16 protein-coding genes, 2 tRNA genes and 1 pseudogene are annotated in these 19,376 nt (G+C 42.7%); 13 read left to right on the plus strand and 6 right to left on the minus strand.

The genetic code is table 11. From position 1 onward, the window contains the following. The first annotated feature begins 30 nt into the window (after positions 1 to 30). From ID165_RS00070 to ID165_RS26480, 7 genes are all read left to right on the plus strand, one after another. The gene (locus ID165_RS00070; RefSeq protein ID WP_192348388.1) at positions 31 to 945 is read left to right on the plus strand and encodes a WD40 repeat domain-containing protein; all 915 of its coding nucleotides are present in this window, start codon (positions 31 to 33) and stop codon (positions 943 to 945) included. A 3-nt stretch (positions 946 to 948) separates the two neighbouring features. Continuing rightward, the gene (locus tag ID165_RS00075; protein ID WP_192348389.1) at positions 949 to 1,899 is read left to right on the plus strand and encodes a DivIVA domain-containing protein; all 951 of its coding nucleotides are present in this window, start codon (positions 949 to 951) and stop codon (positions 1,897 to 1,899) included. After that, entirely contained in the window at positions 1,899 to 2,264 is a 366-nt protein-coding gene (folB, locus tag ID165_RS00080) for a dihydroneopterin aldolase (RefSeq protein WP_192348390.1), read from the plus strand. The genes ID165_RS00075 and folB overlap by 1 nt, the downstream gene beginning before the upstream one ends. Then, a complete protein-coding gene (locus ID165_RS00085; RefSeq protein ID WP_192348391.1) occupies positions 2,257 to 3,120 on the plus strand; it encodes a ChaN family lipoprotein in 864 nt (287 codons plus the stop codon). The genes folB and ID165_RS00085 overlap by 8 nt, the downstream gene beginning before the upstream one ends. 3 nt (positions 3,121 to 3,123) lie before the next feature. Continuing rightward, complete coding sequence (locus ID165_RS00090) at positions 3,124 to 3,579, plus strand: DUF4268 domain-containing protein (protein WP_192348392.1); 456 nt, start codon at positions 3,124 to 3,126, stop codon at positions 3,577 to 3,579. Positions 3,580 to 3,599: 20 nt separating this feature from the next. Continuing rightward, positions 3,600 to 4,613: a hypothetical protein gene (locus ID165_RS00095; protein WP_192348393.1), complete on the plus strand. Its 1,014-nt coding sequence runs from the start codon at positions 3,600 to 3,602 to the stop codon at positions 4,611 to 4,613. A 61-nt stretch (positions 4,614 to 4,674) separates the two neighbouring features. Then, positions 4,675 to 7,224 (plus strand): hypothetical protein, encoded by a 2,550-nt coding sequence (locus tag ID165_RS26480; RefSeq protein ID WP_225586912.1) that lies wholly within the window; start codon positions 4,675 to 4,677, stop codon positions 7,222 to 7,224. 66 nt (positions 7,225 to 7,290) lie between these two features. On the opposite strand, the pseudogene ID165_RS26485 reads toward ID165_RS26480, so the two are convergent. From ID165_RS26485 to ID165_RS00115, 4 genes and pseudogenes are all read right to left on the minus strand, one after another. Further along, positions 7,291 to 7,446 (minus strand): annotated as a pseudogene (locus tag ID165_RS26485) (GIY-YIG nuclease family protein); the annotation flags it as partial. 36 nt (positions 7,447 to 7,482) lie between these two features. After that, positions 7,483 to 7,557 (minus strand) — tRNA-Val (locus ID165_RS00105). 110 nt (positions 7,558 to 7,667) lie between these two features. Next, a tRNA-Val gene (locus tag ID165_RS00110) sits at positions 7,668 to 7,742 on the minus strand. A gap of 141 nt (positions 7,743 to 7,883) precedes the next feature. Then, positions 7,884 to 9,710, minus strand: coding sequence for a TonB-dependent siderophore receptor (locus ID165_RS00115; RefSeq protein ID WP_192348395.1), 1,827 nt, complete (start codon positions 9,708 to 9,710; stop codon positions 7,884 to 7,886). 158 nt (positions 9,711 to 9,868) lie between these two features. Between ID165_RS00115 and ID165_RS00120 the strand changes: the two genes are divergently transcribed. Then, positions 9,869 to 11,827, plus strand: coding sequence for a M1 family metallopeptidase (locus ID165_RS00120; protein WP_192348396.1), 1,959 nt, complete (start codon positions 9,869 to 9,871; stop codon positions 11,825 to 11,827). A gap of 141 nt (positions 11,828 to 11,968) precedes the next feature. Here the strand turns inward: ID165_RS00120 and ID165_RS00125 are convergent, their stop codons facing one another. Both ID165_RS00125 and ID165_RS00130 read right to left on the minus strand, forming a co-directional pair. Next, positions 11,969 to 12,400 carry a VOC family protein gene (locus ID165_RS00125; RefSeq protein WP_225586913.1) on the minus strand — a complete coding sequence of 144 codons (432 nt, stop codon included), beginning with the start codon at positions 12,398 to 12,400 and terminating at the stop codon, positions 11,969 to 11,971. Positions 12,401 to 12,540: 140 nt separating this feature from the next. After that, positions 12,541 to 14,193, minus strand: a complete 1,653-nt coding sequence (locus ID165_RS00130; protein WP_192348397.1) for a S41 family peptidase — start codon at positions 14,191 to 14,193, stop codon at positions 12,541 to 12,543. A 169-nt stretch (positions 14,194 to 14,362) separates the two neighbouring features. Here ID165_RS00130 and ID165_RS00135 point away from each other — a divergent pair, with 169 nt between their 5' ends. The 5 genes from ID165_RS00135 (at position 14,363) to ID165_RS00155 (ending at position 19,300) form a co-directional block, all read left to right on the plus strand. Continuing rightward, positions 14,363 to 15,121, plus strand: coding sequence for a hemerythrin domain-containing protein (locus tag ID165_RS00135; RefSeq protein ID WP_192348398.1), 759 nt, complete (start codon positions 14,363 to 14,365; stop codon positions 15,119 to 15,121). Beyond that, entirely contained in the window at positions 15,121 to 15,534 is a 414-nt protein-coding gene (gene ruvX / locus ID165_RS00140; RefSeq protein WP_192348399.1) for a Holliday junction resolvase RuvX, read from the plus strand. The genes ID165_RS00135 and ruvX overlap by 1 nt, the downstream gene beginning before the upstream one ends. Further along, positions 15,531 to 16,085, plus strand: coding sequence for a peptide deformylase (def, locus tag ID165_RS00145; RefSeq protein WP_192348400.1), 555 nt, complete (start codon positions 15,531 to 15,533; stop codon positions 16,083 to 16,085). The genes ruvX and def overlap by 4 nt, the downstream gene beginning before the upstream one ends. Next, entirely contained in the window at positions 16,082 to 16,879 is a 798-nt protein-coding gene (locus ID165_RS00150) for an amidohydrolase (RefSeq protein ID WP_192348401.1), read from the plus strand. The genes def and ID165_RS00150 overlap by 4 nt, the downstream gene beginning before the upstream one ends. A gap of 189 nt (positions 16,880 to 17,068) precedes the next feature. Further along, on the plus strand, positions 17,069 to 19,300 hold the full coding sequence (locus tag ID165_RS00155; protein ID WP_192348402.1) for an NADP-dependent isocitrate dehydrogenase: 2,232 nt from the start codon (positions 17,069 to 17,071) through the stop codon (positions 19,298 to 19,300). Positions 19,301 to 19,376: the final 76 nt, after the last annotated feature.

Here is a 19,376-nt window from a genome sequence, read left to right on the forward strand (position 1 = left end):
CAGAAGGGCACCAAAGTCTCCGTCCAATATATGTCAAAAATAGAAGTTAATAAATTACAAACACTAACAGGGCACAATGACTGCATCTATGCACTGACGGAAGGCTGTGATCCCCGCTTTTTTTATACAGGAGCAGGGGACGGAATGGTCGTAGAATGGGATCTGGATCATCCCCAAGACGGAAAATTGATCGCAAGACTTCCCCACTCAGTGTATGCCTTGGCAATAGACTCTCTCAGGAATTTACTTTTCATAGGACATAATTTCGAAGGAATCCATGTGATAGACTTGACTGAAAGTAAAGAAGTCTGGTCACTGAGGCTGACAGATCAGGCAATCTTTGATATCAAGGTCTTTGGGGATGAGGCCTATATCGGTACAGGAGATGGGGTACTGATCGTAGTTGATATCAATTCTAAAAGTATCAAAAAGCATATCAAGTTGAGCGCTAAAAGTATCCGTGTTATGTCCTTGGCAAAGGATAGAAGGCAGCTGGCAGTAGGGTTGAGTGATCACACCGTGAAAGTACTGGATCTGACAGCTGATTTTCGTCCCATTGCAAATTTGACCGGTCATACCAACTCAGTTTTTGCGCTTTCCTATTCTCCGGATGAGTCTATGCTAGTCAGTGCAGGAAGGGATGCGCGTTTGAAGTTCTGGGAAACGACCACTTATTCTTTACAAGAGAACATTGTGGCACATATGTATGCCATTAATTATTTATATTTCAAGGAGGACGGAAACCTCCTAGTCACCTGCTCCATGGACAAATCAATCAAGGTTTGGGATGCTGTTGAGAAAAAACTCCTCAAGGTCATCGACAAGGCAAGAAATGCCGGCCACGGTACTTCAATAAACAAGGTGGTTTGGAGTAGCTATCAGGGCAATGTTATTTCGGTGTCTGATGACCGAACTATTTCTATTTGGAAAATTGAAACGAATTAACCTATGAAGATCACACCGGCAGCCATTCGGCAAAAAACCTTTGAACTTGTGTTCAGAGGATATGAAAAAAAAGATGTAACCTTATTTTTGGATGAAATAAGTGAAGTAGTGGATGCCCTTCACAAGGAAAACATGGAGCTTAAGACCAAGCTTCAAAATACCGAGGCTGAGGCAAAGCGCCTGAAAGATGTGGAGGAATCACTTTTCCGAACGTTGAAAACAGCCGAAGACACTGGCGCGGCTATCATCGTAGAAGCAAATGAAGCTGCGGACTTGATCATAGCAGATGCAAACGAAACTGCTGAGAATGCTACCAAACATATAGATCAGTTGGTGGCCGATTCAAGGAAGCAGGCTGAGGAGCAAGCTGCGGCTATCATAGGAGCAGCAGAGACAAAAGCAAAGGACACCATTTTGGAACTGAGAGAAAGTATGCAGGGGCTTGTAAGGTCTTACGAAGGCCTTGCTGAGCAAAGAGAATCTATGGTGAAAAGTCTGAAGAGAATTGCGCAGGATACCTTGAATCAAATTGATCTTTCTGAAGCGCATTTTTCTAGAATTGATGCCAAGGCGCATGCCAGAGCTATTGACGAATTAAGCAGATCCCAGCTGTATACTTTTGCAAATCTGGAAAAACTCGGATATGAAGTAGCAGAAGAAATTGAAGAAAATCCTCTGGCTGAAATGGAAGTCGTTGAAGAGCAGCTAGAACTGGAGGAACATGATTCTACTCCTGATGTGGAATTGGAGATAAATGAAGAAGAAAAAGAGGAGCTGGAAATGGAGGATACCAAAATGCAGCTGGAAGATGAGGTTTTGGAAGAGGATATAGAGGAACTCGAAGAAGTGAAGAAAAAACCGATTTCGGAAACTGTCAGGCCGCAGGCAGCTTCGCAAAAATACCCGGAAGATCCAAAAAGCCAGTCAGGATCCTTTTTTGACCAGTTTGACTGATGGGAAAGGTAAGCCTTGAAGGGATAGAATTTCATGCGTATCACGGTGCTTATCCGGAGGAGACAGTGCTTGGTAACCGCTTCACTTTAGATCTTGAGCTGGAGACTGATTTTCGTGAGGCGATGCTTCATGATGATCTAAGTGCCACGGTGGATTATTCCAAACTTTACAAATTGATCAAAGCCAGAATGGATGTGAAAGTGAAATTGCTGGAGCACCTCGGGCATATGATTGTGACGGATATATTGGAAGCCTATCCGAAAACCATCAAAATTAGATTGACACTCAAAAAACATCACCCTGCATTGGGCGGCTTAGTGAATTTTTCCTCTGTACAAATTCAATACCCTGAAGATTATGCGTAATTGTTTCTTGGCTATCCTCCTGGTGCTTGGTTCTATCGGAACACTGAGGGCCCAGGGAGAAGCTTATCAGTTTTTTACAAGCAAAGGCAAAAAGATAAATCTCAATCAAGTGCTCAAAGAAGCAAGGCGCACTGATGCTGTGTTCTTTGGAGAGCTTCACAACAACAGTTTGGGACATTGGTTGCAACTGCAGGTGCTGAAAGGGTTGCATTCTGAAAACCCGGATTTGGTAGTGGGATCCGAGATTTTTGAGCGGGAAGATCAGTTGAATTTGGACGAATGGTTTTCGGGTAAAATTACTGAAAGTAGTTTTGAGGCTGAGGCTAAACTTTGGAAGAATTACACCATGGACTACCGTCCTGTTTTGCGCTTCGCAAAAGAGAAAGGACTGAAATTCATAGCAACAAATGTCCCGCGGAAATATGCGTCTGTTGTCAGCAAATCGGGCTTGGAAGCTCTGGATTCGCTTTCTTCCCAGGCGAAAAGTTACATTGCGAAGTTGCCTGTGGAAGTGGATATGAGTTTGCCCGGATATGTAGCGATGAAGGATATGATGCACGGGGCACCGGGTAATCCTGAGTTTATGATCCAAGCGCAGGCATTGAAGGATGCCACAATGGCGGAGTCACTTTATGAGTCTTTGCAAGCTGGCAAACAAATCTATCACATCAATGGGGCTTATCATTCTAAAGATGGTGAAGGGATACTCTGGTATCTGAAAAGGGAGTTTCCAAAGGTGAAGATTTTGAATATCCATACCGTAACACAAGATCAGCTAGACAAGCTGGATGATGAAAACGCCAAAAGTGGGGAGATCATTCTTGTCTTACCAAGTGACAGCCATACCACGTATTGAATCTTGTACAGTAAAGCTGAAACATCGAGAATCCGATCGGAATTTTGGATCGCTTTTGGGCAATACATGAAGCCTATTCCGAATGCGGAAGGCAGAAGAATCAACTGGCCAAATTATAAGACCGGAGTTCGCAACATTTATTTTCGGATGAAGGCAGAGCGTGATTTTGCATCTATTGGAATAGAAATTGGCCATCCCGACGAAGAACTGCAGGAATTGTATTTTGATCAATTTGGCTCCTTTAAAAAAATGTTTGAATCCACCATAGGAGAGGAGTGGGATTGGAAATTACATCAGGTGAATGAATTTGGGCAGCAGGTGTCTAAAATCGAAAAAATTCTCCCAAACGTAAATGTGATGGATTCGGAGGACTGGCCGAAGATTATCTCTTTTCTCAAACCCAGAATCATCGCGTTGGATGAGTTTTGGCAGAATGTGAAACCGGGTTTCGAGAGTTGAAATATTACTATCAGTATTATATGAAGATTCATTCTCCTTCCAAAATAGGTGTGTTTTGGACATTGCTGGCTATTATTACTCTGTATGGCTGTGATAAGAGTTTTGTTCCACAAACCCATTTTTACTATTGGAAAAGCAATGCGCGCCTTGGTGAACTGGAAAAGGAAACGTTTGAAACACTTCAAGCCGAGAAACTGTACATTAGGCTATTCGACATTGACAAAAAGCCGGGAACACAGCCCGAACCTGTGGGGGTCATCAATGCTTTTGATACAACAGGATTAAATGCTGTTTACATTCCGGTGGTGTTTATTACAAACAGGGTGTTTACGGGGTTGACCCAAGAAGAAATCAAATTACTTGCCGTAAATACACATCAACTTATCGGGCAAATCTCCAAGAAAAACAAGCCTATAAACTACGGTGAAATTCAAATAGATTGCGACTGGACTAATACTACTCAATCCGCTTTTTTCTCTTTTTTAGAGCACTTAAAGCAACTTTCAAACACTGAGATAAGCTGCACTTTGCGACTCCATCAAGTGAAATATAAGGAAAGTACGGGGATTCCGCCTGTTGACAAAGTGTATCTGATGGCCTATGCGACCTCAAGCCCATTGGAAGATACCAAACTTAATTCCATACTCGATTTGGCATTGCTTGAAGATTATTTGCAGACCATCAACGAGTACCCTTTGCCATTTGACGTTGCATTGCCGCTTTATTCTTGGGCGATAGTCACCAATCATCTGGGTGAGAAAAAACTGATCAACGGAGTAAGTACTCAGGAGCTGGAAAATGAAAATTTTGAAAAAAATAACAGCAGTACCTACACCGTGCTGCAAGATGTATTTGTAAGAGGAATGTGGCTCAACAAAGGATTTACCGTTAAAGTAGAAGCCATTAGCCCACAGTTATTAAGAGACACAAAAATCTATTTTAGGAAGAAAATAAAGCAACCGTACAACCTTATTTATTATCATTTAGACAGCTTGTTTTTAGAGCGGTTTTCAATAGATGATTTGGAGGGTTAATTCATTGAATTTACTGCTTTTTGACCTTTGCCATAGTACCCAAACATAAACTTAAAAACAGATGAAGAAGATATTTCTAATCCCCCTATTTTTTGTAAATGTATTTTTTGCGTTTGGTGAAAACCCTGTTTCCAGCGTAGCTTTTTGTGGAGGAGACTGGGGAGAAGAATATTCCTACTATAATCTGTTTGCACAGGAAACAATTGATGAACCTCAGTATCTTCCTTTTTTAATGACATATGAGTCAGCTTATTATACTTCTGAAACGGTAGCGTACAACGAAAACATTATGGACTGGCAGACGTATTTTGGGATTTCTTACCAAGAAGCCTATGAGCTGGTTTTTACAGCGTCCAAGAGTGAAATTGATGCCCTCGTGAAAGGAAATCCCATTGATAAGAGCACACTGTCATTTGCCAATGCTTCTTTTGTAAAGAAGAACAAGCAGGCTCTACTTTATCTTTCTTATGCCAAGTACCTGGAGCCATATATGGCGGTAAAACACACGGAGGGATATGGCTGGTACAACCGCCCAGACCGGAGTGTTTCTGAACTGGATTATGCGCAAGTCATTAGGGTGCTGGAGCGCAGCTGGAAGGCCGAAAGCGATGTGGATCTAAAATTGCGCTATGGCTATCAGTTGGTGCGTTTTGCCCATTACAATCTGGAGTTTGATGATGCACTCTACTATTTCAAAACCTACGTAGAAGCACTCAACCATCGCCCTATAATGTATTACTATGCACTGGATCACAAGGCCGGTGCAGAGCGTGGTTTAGGCAATCATATGCAGGCAATGCATGATTTTTTCCAATTTTTTTCGCACACAAGCAACAAAAAAGACCAGGCTTTGACTTCTATGAAAGTGACGATGGATCTTGATTTTGAAAAATTGCTGCAAGAAGCCACTACCACTCATCAACAAAACGAACTGTATCTTCTGCTGGGGTTTAAAGCGTTTAACAATCCTTTGGCTGCATTTGACAAAATCATCAGCAATGATCCAAACGCACCGCAAGCAAAAGTCTTAATGGCGCGCGCAATCAACCACTTGGAACGTTCTTTTTTGCCAACTGAATATTACTGTCCCTACGATAAGCCAAACTGTTGGGATGGTGTAGCAGATCTTCGGATTCCTCTGGGAACAAACACCCAGTCCATCGCTTTTTTAAACCAAACGCTTGAGGCATCTTTGAACCAGGCAAAAAACACCGATATTGAAGATGTTGACTTTTGGCATCTCACCTCTGCTTGGCTCTACTTTATCCAAAAAAACAACACTGCATCCAAAGCCCAGCTGGACTTGATAAAGCAGGCTAAATACCAGTCACAAAAGGACAAACTGGAGATGCTGTTGCATATAATTGCACAGCCTGTTATCGACTCTGAGTTTGAGGAAATGCTGGTGAATCGTTATAAAATCTTCAATGATCCTCAGGGTTACGAGCGAGAGTCCTACTCGCCTTCTACAAATGATTTCATCATTGACGTACTGGCTAATCGCTACCTCTTGCAAAGGGATTATGCCAAAGCATTCCTCTTGCAAAATTCAATCCTAACCCTGGAGTACAACCCTGATATAGCGCTTTTGGAAGGGATAGAGGGATTGTATTATAAAAAAGAAAAAAATGTACTGGAGCAGCATTTGATAGCGGCTATCACACCGAAGCATTATGACTATAATATCCGGAAATATGTCATTGATAAAACCTTCGATTTCCCTACATATGTAGCTTTTGTCAAGGGCAATACCTTGCTGCGTCAAGGGAAATCCGAAGAAGCCAAGGCACAGTTTGAATTGGTTCCTGATGACTACGCAAGGTTCAAAGGCTCTTACAACACATCTACGCAGCAATACGAACCCCTTCACGAAGCACTTTACAATGGCTATACCAATGTACCGGCAAGTATTTTTGGATACAATCGTATCGAGTGTTTTGAATGCCCGGAAGACATGCTTATAGGTGAAACCCAAAAAGCAGTAGAATTAGATTATCTGGATGATTTTCCATTCATCAAGCCTATGATGAATAAAGGTGAGCTTGCAGAAGCTGTCCTTCAGTTAGAAAAAGCAGCAAACAAAAAAGGGGAAAAAGCTGCGAAAGCTAATTATTTGCTGGGCAATTTCTATTACAATACGACTACGATTGGCTATTACCGCCATATTCTGGCTTTTGATGGTTCCAATGGAAATGGCAGCAAGTACAGCAACTACCTGAGCTGGAGCGGTCAGTACTTAGTAAAGAAACCAACCTACCCATTGTATTTCAAAAATTACAGCTTTAAGGCATGGTTTCCCGACAATTTCCACTTGCCTTTGGAATATTTGGACAAAGCCTTAAAACTTGCCAAAGATGATGAATTGAAAGCACAGACACTCTTTGCTGCGGCGAAATGTGAGCAGGGGATCTTTTATAGTACCCAAGACGACGATGATCTAAACAATCTAAAATCGTTGAATTATCAGGACCGGCATAACAAACGCCTGGAAATAAAAAACACACGCTATAGGGAGTATTTCAAAGAACTGAAAGCCTACGACCATACCGCGTTTTACGAAGAATTGAAAACCTATTGCAAGTATTTCGACTATTATAGCAGTCATTTTTAATTCCCCGTTGCTTTTCCATGCTTTGACCGTTCTTTCCCTGATGTAGGTTTTTTTGTCGGGATGCTCTTCGGAATAGACCAGTTTCCAGTCGTTGGATCTGGCAGTGAATCCACTGTGGTTGGACAGGTGCTTTCTCAGTCTTTCGGCAAGGGTTTCACAGGTATGTCCAATGTAGAACCTGTCGAGTAGGGAAGAGTACAATATGTAAAAGTGGCATGCCATAAAACAAAAAAATCCCGAAGAATTCGGGATTGTATGTGGGAGTTGAGGGATTCGAACCCCCGACCCTCTGCTTGTAAGGCAGATGCTCTGAACCAACTGAGCTAAACTCCCAATAATTTGACAATACTCACTTTAGAGTATAATGATGGTATATGAAAGTTGAGGGTTATAACCCCGACTCTTTTGATGCTAATAACGTCCATTTCGAACGTTAAATGTTGTGGGAGTTGAGGGATTCGAACCCCCGACCCTCTGCTTGTAAGGCAGATGCTCTGAACCAACTGAGCTAAACTCCCATCTTTGTGTTTCCTTTCCGTTCGAAAGGGAATGCAAAGGTAATTAGAGATTCGTCTGTGACAAATCTTGAATTGGTTTTTTTTTAGAATAGAAAATAATCGTTTGATAATGAGGAGGTAATTTATTTTCTCTGTAGACGCTTATTCCAAATTCAGCATAAAGCCAGCTCTAAACCATCTTCCCGGCATTTGGACAGTGCCTGCTTCTAGGTAATCTGTGTTGGTAATATTGGAAGCTTCCGCAAAGAATCCCACTTTTCCTGTACGGTTATAATCTACCCGCATATCCAGCAAATAATAAGGATCTTGGCCCATTCTTTCCAAATACCTCATTTTGGTGTTCCATTCGATTTTTTGGCCTATACCTGCAAGTACTCCTCCGATGACTTGATTTTTTAAAGCTGAGAAGGAGTATAGTGTTTCGATTCCGGGTTGATTGATCAGATTTGCATCAATGTAATTATAGGCAACCATAAATTCCTTGATCTGAAGAGCCCTTCCATTCGGATTTACATGGTAGTTTAAAGACGCTTCAATTCCATTGAATTTCACTTTATTAAAATTCTGAGGCTGCCAAGGAGTTTCCTGATCAGGTCTAGTCCATTCGATCAAATTATCTGTGTTTCTATTGAAGTAGACCAATTCTGCAAAGAATCCCGATTTAGACCATTTAGCACCAATCTCGAAGTTTTGCGCTTGCTCAGGTTGAAGCTGATCGTTTCCGACATTCGTTGGGCCTTGATAGTAAAGGTCGGTATAAGTTGGGATTCTAAAACTTATGCCATAGCCGGAATATATCCGTAATTCCTTGGTTGCTTGAAAGCCCAGTTCGGCACCCGGAAAATGCTTCCATCCATAACCTGTATAGTAATTGGAATATACTCCTGCGCGTAAATCCACTTTCGTTCCAAAATTGATCATCTGTTCCAGAAATATACCGGTCAGCGTACGTTCCCTGTCCCCGAGATTGGTGCTTTCTATGGATTCCCTTCTGGTTTCTATTCCAAATCCGGTGGTGCCCAGACCGGTTTCAAAATTCCCGTTCGCTTCCAAGGCGAAGACATCTGTCGTGTGGTTGTTTTTATAGAATTCCGGCTCATTCCGTCTTAGTACATATTCATCCCGGTTTCTTCGGAAATATCCACGGGTATTCAAGTAGAACTTATTCAGTGTCAGCGTGTTACTTAATGAAGCTAAGGTCGTTTGTATGCTTTCCCATTGATCGGGAAAAGTGCTGGAGTAAAAACCATTTGCTCCAAAATCCCTGTCTGTATAGGCAATCATACCTTTTACCGTGTTCTTCTCATCCAGGTCAAACCCGCCTTCGTAGAAAATATTGCTTACCTGATAATCTGAGTTATACCAGTGGCCATTAGAGTCATCGTGTGATATAGCTAGATTTTGCTTGTAATTTCCGACAGGAAGAGAGCCGGCGAAATTTATCCCTTTCATACCAAAGTCACCGGCATATCCCTGAACTCTTGCATATCTTCTATCACTGAGATCAGTAATCACATTGATTGCTCCTGCATATGCATTTTGGCCGAATACCCGGGATGCAGGGCCTTTCAATACTTCCACTCTATCTATATTCACCAGAGGAACAGGGATATTCATCATGTGATGTCCGGTCTGTGGATCGCTTAGCTTGATGCCATTAAGGAGCATAAGCGTCTGTTCAAACGATCCACCGCGGATACTTACATCTGCCTGTACACCTGTCACGCCGCGCTGGCGAATATCCAGACCTGGCACGAAGGACAGTACTTCGGGAAGGCTTCTGCCGGGGGTGGTTTCTATTTGAAGTTTACTGATTAGTGAGATGTTTCTGCTTTGCTTCGAAAAAGGAAGCTGAATTCTGTTTTCTTGAATAATTACTTCACCTAAGTCCCGAGTGGTGGTATCCGTCTGGGCATTCACCGTAAAGTTTAATATCAGGGAAGTCACTAAGAGTACTAATTTTTTCATGGGTAAGATATGTAAATAGCAATCCAAAAGTGGCCTTAAAATATACCTTTTCCAATACCGGTAATTTTCTAAAAATTCGTTAAAGGGATAGCTCTCATGTAAAATATGGTGGGGCTTAAACACGTAATCCTTACTTTTAGGGCTAAAACAATACGTATATGCGAAGAAAAATTTTAGTTAAACTGCTTTTTGCAGGGGCATTGCTCGCAGGAGTCAGCAATTCTTTTGCCCAAGAAGTAAAAGAAAATAACCAAAAAGAATTTGGTGAATTTATCGACAGAAAGGGGACATATACCCGGTCTGCATCGGGTAAGCCTAACGTTGGATATTGGCAAAACAAAGCTGATTATCAGATTGCGGTAACGCTGGACGATGAGGCACACACGCTTAGCGGGAATATCACCCTTACTTATACCAACAATAGTCCTGAGACACTGGATTTCATCTGGATGCAGATGGAGCAAAACAGGTTTACTGAAGATTCCCGCGGCACGCTTACTACTCCTATCCAAGGGAATCGTTACAATGGTGATACGGACGGAGGATTTGATGTGACTAATCTACAGGCAAAAGTCGGCTCTAAAGGATCTGTTTCTACCAAGCACATTGTGTCTGATACCAGGATGCAAGTGTGGTTTAACGAACCAATCCCGGCCAAGGGCGGGAAAGCGACAGTTTCTATGGATTTCTCTTTCAAAGTTCCGGTGCAAGGAATGGACAGAATGGGAAGACTTGAAGTTGAGGATGGCTGGGTCTATGCCTTTGCGCAGTGGTATCCTAAGGTAGCTGTATTCGACGATGTGGAAGGCTGGAATGTGGAGCCTTATCTGGGAGCCGGAGAGTTCTACTTGGAATACGGGGATTTTGATTACCAAGTCACAGTTCCCTTTGACCACATTGTGGTGGGTTCCGGTGAACTTTTGAATCCAAAGGAAGTCTTGAGCAAAGAACTTCAGAATCGATACGCCAAAGCAAAAGACAGTGATACTACCGTAATGCTGATATCTGCGGATGAGTTAGGCAATACGGAATTGACCAGACCTAAGCAAGATGGAACCGTCACCTGGCGCTTTGCTATCCAAAATAGCCGTGATGTGGCTTTTGCCACCTCTAAGGCGTTTATCTGGGATGCAGCGAGAATCAATTTGCCTAGTGGAAAGAAAATTTTGGCACAGTCTGTTTATCCCAAAGAATCCAATGGGGTAGAGGCTTGGTCAAGGTCAACCGAATATAGCAAGGCATCCATTGAGCATTATTCTGCTATGTGGTTTGAGTTCCCATATGCGACTGCAACAAACGTGGCGGCAGACATAGGAGGAATGGAATATCCGGGCTTAAACTTCTGCAGCTACAATTCCAAGGGTGAGGGACTTTGGGGAGTGACTGATCACGAGTTTGGTCACAACTGGTTCCCTATGATCGTGGGTACCAATGAGCGTCGCTATGCATGGATGGATGAAGGTTTCAATACTTTTATCAACCACTACAGCACGCTGGCATTCAATGATGGTGAGTACCCATCCAACTTGAACGAAACCCGTAGATACTTGAACTTCTTCACTAGCGAGACCAGAGAGGGAATCGATACGTATCCTGACGTGGTTAATATCAATAATCTGGGAATGCTTGCTTACAATAAGCCAGCATTCGGCCTGCTAATGCTGAGAGAATATGTTCTGGGGCATGAGCGTTTCGACAATGCATTCAAATCTTACATTAAGACCTGGGCTTACAAGCATCCGCAACCTTCAGATTTCTTCAACCATATCGAAAATGTAGCCGGCGAGAACCTGTCTTGGTTCTGGCAGGGCTGGTTCTATGGGACTGGCAATATTGACTTGGCTGTAAATGCTGTTATTCCATATGCCGGCAATTATGTGATTGTCCTTGCCAATAAAGGGGATATGCCAATGCCGGTGAAATTGGAAATTACTTACGAAGACGGTACAAGCGAGCGTAAGATGCTACCTGTAGAAATCTGGCAGCGCGGCGATATCTGGAATTACTTGCATAAGACAGACAAGCAAGTGAAGTCTGTAGTAATCGATCCTGAAAAACTTCTTCCGGATGTGAATCTTGGAAATGATAGCTGGCCACAGCATGTATACGAAGATTAAAAGAAAATCCCGGATGAAAGTCCGGGATTTTTTATTGATTTTTTTGTCAGGATTTGTTATCGGGAGACTCCAAATACATTTATAGAAAAAAGCCAGCATTTTATGCTGGCTTTTTTCTTGCTCTGATCCATTCGACAAAGCTCAATAATCATCATTGATTTCTAACCAGAGACCATCAGGATCCTGAATGTAAATTTGGCGGATACCATCCACACGGGTAGTGATTTTTCCCTTTTCTCCAGGCCAGCTTTCAAAGGGGTGACCTGTATCTTCAAGTGTTTTGATGAAAGCATCCATATCTTTCATGCTGAAGCATAGATGGTTCACTTTGGAGATTTGTGTCGGAATATTAGGTGCCTCGATGATGTGGAGTGCCGCTCCTCCTCCGATATCATACCAAGCATGTAAGCCATCTTTGAAGGGCTCTTCAATTTCCTCCAACCCGACTATTTTCTGATAGAATTCCTTGCTGGAATTTAAGTTGCTTACATGGACAGCGATGTGATTGACTTTGATTTGGGCAAAAGTACTCATAGTGATTCCTAGCAATATAAAGGTGAATAGGGCTTTCATGGATTTTTGGATCGTAGATTAAATTGGAAAGCTTAATGTTAGTGTATTTGGGGATAGATTGAAAATAAATTCAGATAATAAACAAGAAAGCATCCGTCCCGACGGATGCTTTCTTCTTCTTAACTTAAAGAAGTTACTTGTTATTCTTCCTCTTCTTTATGGAGGTCTGTAGCTAAGGCTAATTTCTCTGCTTCATCAAACAGCTTAATGGCTTGGAGATAGATTTCATTGATGTCATTCACCACTTTGTAAAAAGCACTGTCATCAAAGATTTGCCTTCCCAAATGTGCTTTTACAAGGATTTTTAGATAGTCTTTTGATTTGTTGAAGTCAGCTGCATCAAATTCGACCTTGTTCTTTTTGCCATATTCTACCAATTTATTAAGCATTGCATCACTTACGGTATAGTCTGTGTAGTATTGATCCAAACTCATGTTTTCGAAGCTGGATTTGTTTTCATTCACAAAGTCAAGAATAAACTCTCTGGATGAATCAGAATTGAAAAGCTTACTTACATAGGACGAAGACATGGTGGTATCCCATGGCACGAAGTAATCAGGCATAATACCTCCACCTCCGTATACTGTTCTGCCTTTTAGTGTTTCGTATTTCAGGCTGTCATTGAAGGTGATGCTGTCCGCCGAGAAAAATTCTCCATGCTCGTACCGCTGGATCCAGTCCCTTTCGTATGCTTCGTAGTTCGCACCGTATGGTTTTTGAATTGATCTTCCGGAAGGTGTAAAATATCTTGCAATCGTCAGCCTTAGTTCAGCTCCATCGGAAAGATCGATAGGCATTTGGACTAAGCCTTTCCCGAAGGATCTTCTACCTACGATCAAGCCTCTGTCATTATCTTGAATGGCTCCGGCCAGAATCTCCGACGCCGATGCAGAACCTTCATTTACGAGAACGATTACAGAACCTTCCTCAAAAATCCCCGGCTTGAACGCATATGCTTTTTGATTGTATTGCTCCACTTTTCCTTCCTGGGACACAATCAGAGCTTTTTCTCCCAATAGTTCATCTGCCATGTTGATGGCTGCGCCCATGTATCCGCCGGGATTTCCCTGAAGGTCAATAACGAGTTTTTTCATCCCTTTGCTTTTCAAATCAGTAATGGAAGCTTTGAACTCCTCGTAAGTGGTAGCAGCAAATCTGGTTACTTTGATGTAGCCGATTTCATTATTTACCATATAGGATGCATTGATGCTGTACTGAGGAATTTTGTCACGGGTTATCTTGTATTCGATAAGGTCTTTTTGATTTTTGCGTTTCATGTCCACCACTACCACAGAACCTTTTGGCCCCCGCAGTTTTTCGAATACATCGCGATTAGTCACGCCGACACCCGCTACGTTTTCTCCGTCTACCCGTATGATTTGATCTCCCGATTGGATTCCCAGTGCTTCAGAAGGCCCGCCCGTAAGGGGAGCGACCACGTAGATTGTATCCCGTATGATTCCGAATTCCACACCAATACCATCGAATTCTCCGTCCAGTTGGGATTTTGCCAATGAAGCATCTTTTGCAGGTATATAGCTTGAGTGCGGATCCAAATGTTCCAGCATTTTATTTATGCCATATTCTATCAGCTCGTTGGTATTGACACTGTCCACATAGTCTCTGTTGACATAGGTCATAATTTCCTGCAGCTTGTAAAGTGCAGCCCTCAGATCATTTTGATTTCCTTTTGGCTCAGCAAAAGTTGCCCCAATCCAGATTCCTGCAGAAATGGCCAAGGCCAGAATTATAGGAAGCCTGATTTGGGATTTCGTGTTTTTTGTCTCGCTCACAGCTTTCTCTTTCAGTTGGTTATATTTCTTTATTGTTATGGTAAACTACCCAAATTCCCCCTGTTTTTAAGGAGTCATTTGATAAAGCTAACAAATGTTTATACGAGGGGTGGGTATAATGGCTCAATTTATTCCCCTTTTTTCTGTTAAAAAAAATTATTTTTGCAACATGCGAACTGTTGATGACTTTGAAAAGGCCTTAGTGGGAGATTTGGTTTCTGAAAACTATGTCTTTGCTTCTGTGCTGCATTATTTCGGAATCAGCTTCTATCAATACCCTACGGAGTCGCTTGAGGTGGTTTGCAAGAAACATAAAGTGCATTCCAGCCAGTTGATTACAGAGCTGGAATCATGGGCTCAACGGAAGGAGCCTTCCACCGAAGAGCTTTACCTAAATCCGATAGAAATTTTGGTTGCATACCTGAAAAAGAAGCACTATTACTTTGTGCGACAGGAATTGCCTTTTCTTTCCAATATCATCTCCGGAATAATACCGGAACCCCGGTTTGCTTCTTTGATGGCAGATCTTCGGATTATGTTTCCATTGTTTGTGGAGGATTTTATTCATCATATTCACGAAGAGGAAAGCAGGCTGTTCAAGAGAATTGAATTGCTTCAGGATATTGAAGAGAACAGATTTTCTCTGAAGGATGCGATTACGATTTTGGAAAGGGATCCCGTTCACCTGCTGGCCGATCAGCACGAGATTCATGAGGATGAGATGGAAGGAATTAGGAGACTGACCACTGATTATTCGTTGGAGCCGAATGCCCCGCTTACCATGAAAGTGCTTTATCATGAGTTGCAGAATTTCGAGCACGAACTAAGGATTCATGCAAAGATTGAAGATGAACTCCTTTTTCCGAAGGCTGTAGAGCTGGAAAGAGAAGCACTACGTCAAATTCGTAAAAAAACGGGGAAAAACTGATGCCCAGAATACTTGCGATTGATCTGGGAACTAAAAGAACGGGGCTAGCCGTTACCGATTCACTGAAAATGTTGGCCAATCCTTTGGAGACTATCGAGACTTCTAAGCTTCTCGATTATCTAAAAAGCTACTTCATAAAAGAAGAAGTGGATACCCTGGTCCTTGGCTACCCTAAGAGATTGAATGGTCAGGACAATGAGATGACTCCCAAAGTGATTACCATGAAGGACAGGCTTTCAAAGGCTTTTCCGGATAAAAGAATTGAACTTGTTGATGAACGGTTCACTTCCAAAATGGCCATGCAGAGCATGATTTCCATGGGAAGTAAAAAGAAAGACAGAAAAGAAAAAGCCGGGAACTTAGATAAGGTGAGTGCGGCAATTATTCTACAATCCTATTTAGAGAGACAATGATTTACCCAATAGTTGCCTACGGTAACCCTATATTGAAGAAAGAGGCAGAAGAAATTACCGAAGGCACAGCACTTGACGAACTGATCAAGAATATGTTTGCCACTATGGATAATGCCAGTGGAGTAGGGCTTGCGGCACCTCAAATCAATCAGGGTATCAGCCTTTTTGTGATCGATAGCACGTTGATGCTGGACGAAGATGATGAAGAAGTCGGAATTCGAAGGGCTTTTATAAATCCGATAATTTTGGATGAATATGGGGATGATTACAGCTTCGAGGAAGGATGTCTGAGTATTCCTGAAGTCCGAGCGGAGATCACGCGTCCGGAGACATTGACTATCGAGTATTACGATGAAAACTGGAATCTGAAGGAGGAGGAATTCTCAGGGATGACAGCTCGTGTGATTCAGCATGAATACGATCACTTGGAAGGAATTCTATTCGTGGACTACCTGAAAGGCCTGAAGAAACGACTGGTAAAATCCAAGTTGATTGATGTAAGTAAGGGTAAAATATCCACTGATTACCGAATGATTTACCCGCTAAAATGATCAAAGCAGACCAACTCACCATAGCACTTGTACAAACGGATCTTCATTGGAAAGATAAAGTTGCCAATCTGGCTATGCTGGAAGAGAAGCTTTGGGGAGTAGAAGAGGGAGTTGATTTGATTATCCTGCCGGAAATGTTTCCCACAGGATTTAGCATGGATGCAGCTGAACTCGCTGAACCCATGAATCTTACTGTCTGCAAGTGGATGCGACAGATCGCTGAACAGAAAAACACCACCATTACGGGAAGTGCGATTATCAATGTGGACGGGAAGTTTTACAATCGCTTACTTTGGGTGAGTCCTGACGGAATGATTCAGCACTATGACAAGCGGCATCTGTTCAGAATGGCAGAAGAAGGGAAGTCTTTTACTGCGGGAGAACGGCTGCCGGTTTTTACTTTGCAAGGCTGGAAGATTTGTCCACAGGTTTGCTATGATCTTAGATTTCCTGTCTGGTCTAGAAATAGGATGATCGGTGGGGAATTGGCCTATGATCTTATTTTTTATATTGCCTCATGGCCGGCAGCGAGAGTTTCCGCTTGGGATGCGCTTTTGCCGGCAAGGGCTATAGAGAATTTGTCTTATTCCATTGGGGTGAATAGAGTGGCAGAGGATGGGAATGGAATAGCGTACAACGGACATTCTGCCGTCTATGACTTCAAAGGGAATCAGCTTAGTTTTTTGGGAGAAAGCGAGAAAATCACCCTTGTGACCTTGGAGATGGAGGCACTGGATGGCTATCGGGAGAAATTTCCGGCTTGGATGGACGCAGATGATTTTTTGGTCAAGTAATCCTTTTTTCAGACAGTCAGTACTTTATGCGAGCGGAATTTGAAACAAGGATATTTTCCGTATTTTAGCCGCGATATTTTAAGACCCTGTTTCTCTTTTTCCATTCCATTTTGAAGTAAAATGAGTAAGACCGAAGAATGGTCGATTGAAGATTCCGGGTGTAACTAGCCTTTTTGAATTCTTAAAACCATGAGTAACCAAACTCCAAAAATCCTCTATACGCTGACTGATGAAGCTCCGGCTTTGGCCACGTATTCCCTATTGCCCATTGTAGAAGCATTTACCAAATCTGCCGGAGTATCGGTAGAGACACGTGATATTTCGCTTTCTGCCAGAATCATCGCCAACTTCCCTGAGTTTCTGACTCCTGAGCAGCAGCTGCCTGATACCTTGGCGGAATTGGGAGATATTGCCAAAACCCCTGAAGCCAATATTGTAAAGCTTCCGAATATTTCTGCGTCAATTCCTCAGCTAAAAGCTGCGATCAAGGAGCTTCAGTCGCAGGGATATGGGCTTCCGGATTATCCGGAGGAGCCAAAAACTGACGAGGAAAAGAAGATTAAAAGCAAATACGACAAAATCAAAGGTTCTGCGGTGAATCCTGTACTCCGTGAAGGAAACTCAGACCGTAGAGCTCCTCAAGCAGTGAAGGCTTACGCACGGAAGCATCCGCATTCTATGGGAAAGTGGTCGGCAGACTCCAAGTCTCATGTGGATAGTATGACGGAAGGTGATTTTTACGGAAGCGAAAAATCCCACACCATGGCGGATGAGGCTGTTGTTTCAATTGAATTGCAAGGTGCGGACGGCAGAAAAGAGATTCTTAAATCCGGACTGAAGATTCAGGCAGGCGAAGTAATAGATGCTTCTACTATGAGTATTGCTGCTTTGACGGCATTTCTGAGAAAAGCAAAAGCTGATGCAAAAGACCAGGGTGTTCTTTTCTCCCTTCATATGAAAGCCACGATGATGAAGGTTTCTGATCCTATCATCTTTGGCCATGCAGTGAAAGTGTTTTTTGAGCCCGTTTTTGCCAAGCATATTGCTTCTTTCAACGAGGTAGGAATTGATGTGAATAATGGATTCGGAGACTTGATCTCCAATCTGGATAAACTTTCTATTCCGAAGAGAACCGAGGTAGAGGCTGATATTGAAGCTTGCCTTGCAGATAGTCCGGATTTGGCTATGGTTAATTCCGACAAAGGGATTACCAATCTACATGTGCCAAGTGATATCATTATCGACGCCTCTATGCCAGCGATGATTAGGACTTCCGGTCAGATGTGGAATAAGTCCGGCAAACTCCAGGATACCAAGGCGATCATCCCGGATAGATCTTATGCAGGTGTTTATCAGGCTACGATTGATTTTTGCCGCACGCATGGAGCTTTTGATCCATCTACTATGGGTTCTGTGCCTAACGTAGGGCTAATGGCTCAAAAAGCTGAAGAATATGGATCTCATGATAAAACTTTCGAAATCCCTTATGCAGGTACGGTAAAAGTACTGGATCAAAACGGGCATGAAATCTTTTCGCACGAGGTGGAAGCGGGAGATATTTGGAGAATGTGCCAAACAAAAGATGCGCCTATCCAGGATTGGGTAAAATTGGCCGTGACCAGAGCAAGACTTTCTAATACTCCGGCTATCTTCTGGTTAGATCCTCAGCGCGCACATGATGCAGAGCTGATCAAAAAAGTAAATAAGTACTTATTGGAGCATGATCAGACTGGACTGGAGATTTCTATACTTTCACCTGTGGAGGCAACAAATCTTTCTTTGGCGCGCATCAAAGAAGGCATGGACACGATTTCTGTTACGGGAAATGTATTGAGAGATTACTTGACTGATTTGTTCCCGATTTTGGAATTGGGTACTTCAGCCAAAATGCTTTCAATCGTGCCGTTGATGAACGGCGGTGGCTTGTTTGAAACCGGAGCAGGTGGATCTGCGCCAAAGCACGTGGAGCAATTCGTCACCGAAGGCCACTTGCGTTGGGATTCCTTAGGTGAATTTCTTGCACTTGCTGTTTCTCTAGAGCATTTGGGACAGACGTTCCATAACGACAAAGCTTTGCTGCTTGCCGAGACGCTTGATCAGGCTACGGGGAAGTGGCTCGAAAATGACAAGTCTCCTGCAAGAGTAGTTGGAAAATTGGACAACAGAGGAAGCCATTTCTACATTGCACTTTACTGGGCAGAAGCACTTGCTGCGCAAAATAAAGATGGGGATTTGAAAGCTAAATTCATTCCGGTTGCAAAAGTATTGGCTGAAAAAGAAGTTGCAATTGTAGCTGAATTGAACGGTTCACAAGGGGTACCGGTAACTATCGGTGGTTATTTTAGGCCTGATGCAGCATTGGCTTCTCAGGCAATGAGGCCAAGCGCTACGCTTAATGAAGTGTTGGCACAATTGGTATAATTATCGATTTTCACAAAAAAACCGGGCGAAATCCCGGTTTTTTTGTTTATGCAATTCATTGAGAAGAAAATATAGC

The organism is Algoriphagus sp. Y33 (genome assembly GCF_014838715.1).
Lineage (GTDB): Bacteria > Bacteroidota > Bacteroidia > Cytophagales > Cyclobacteriaceae > Algoriphagus.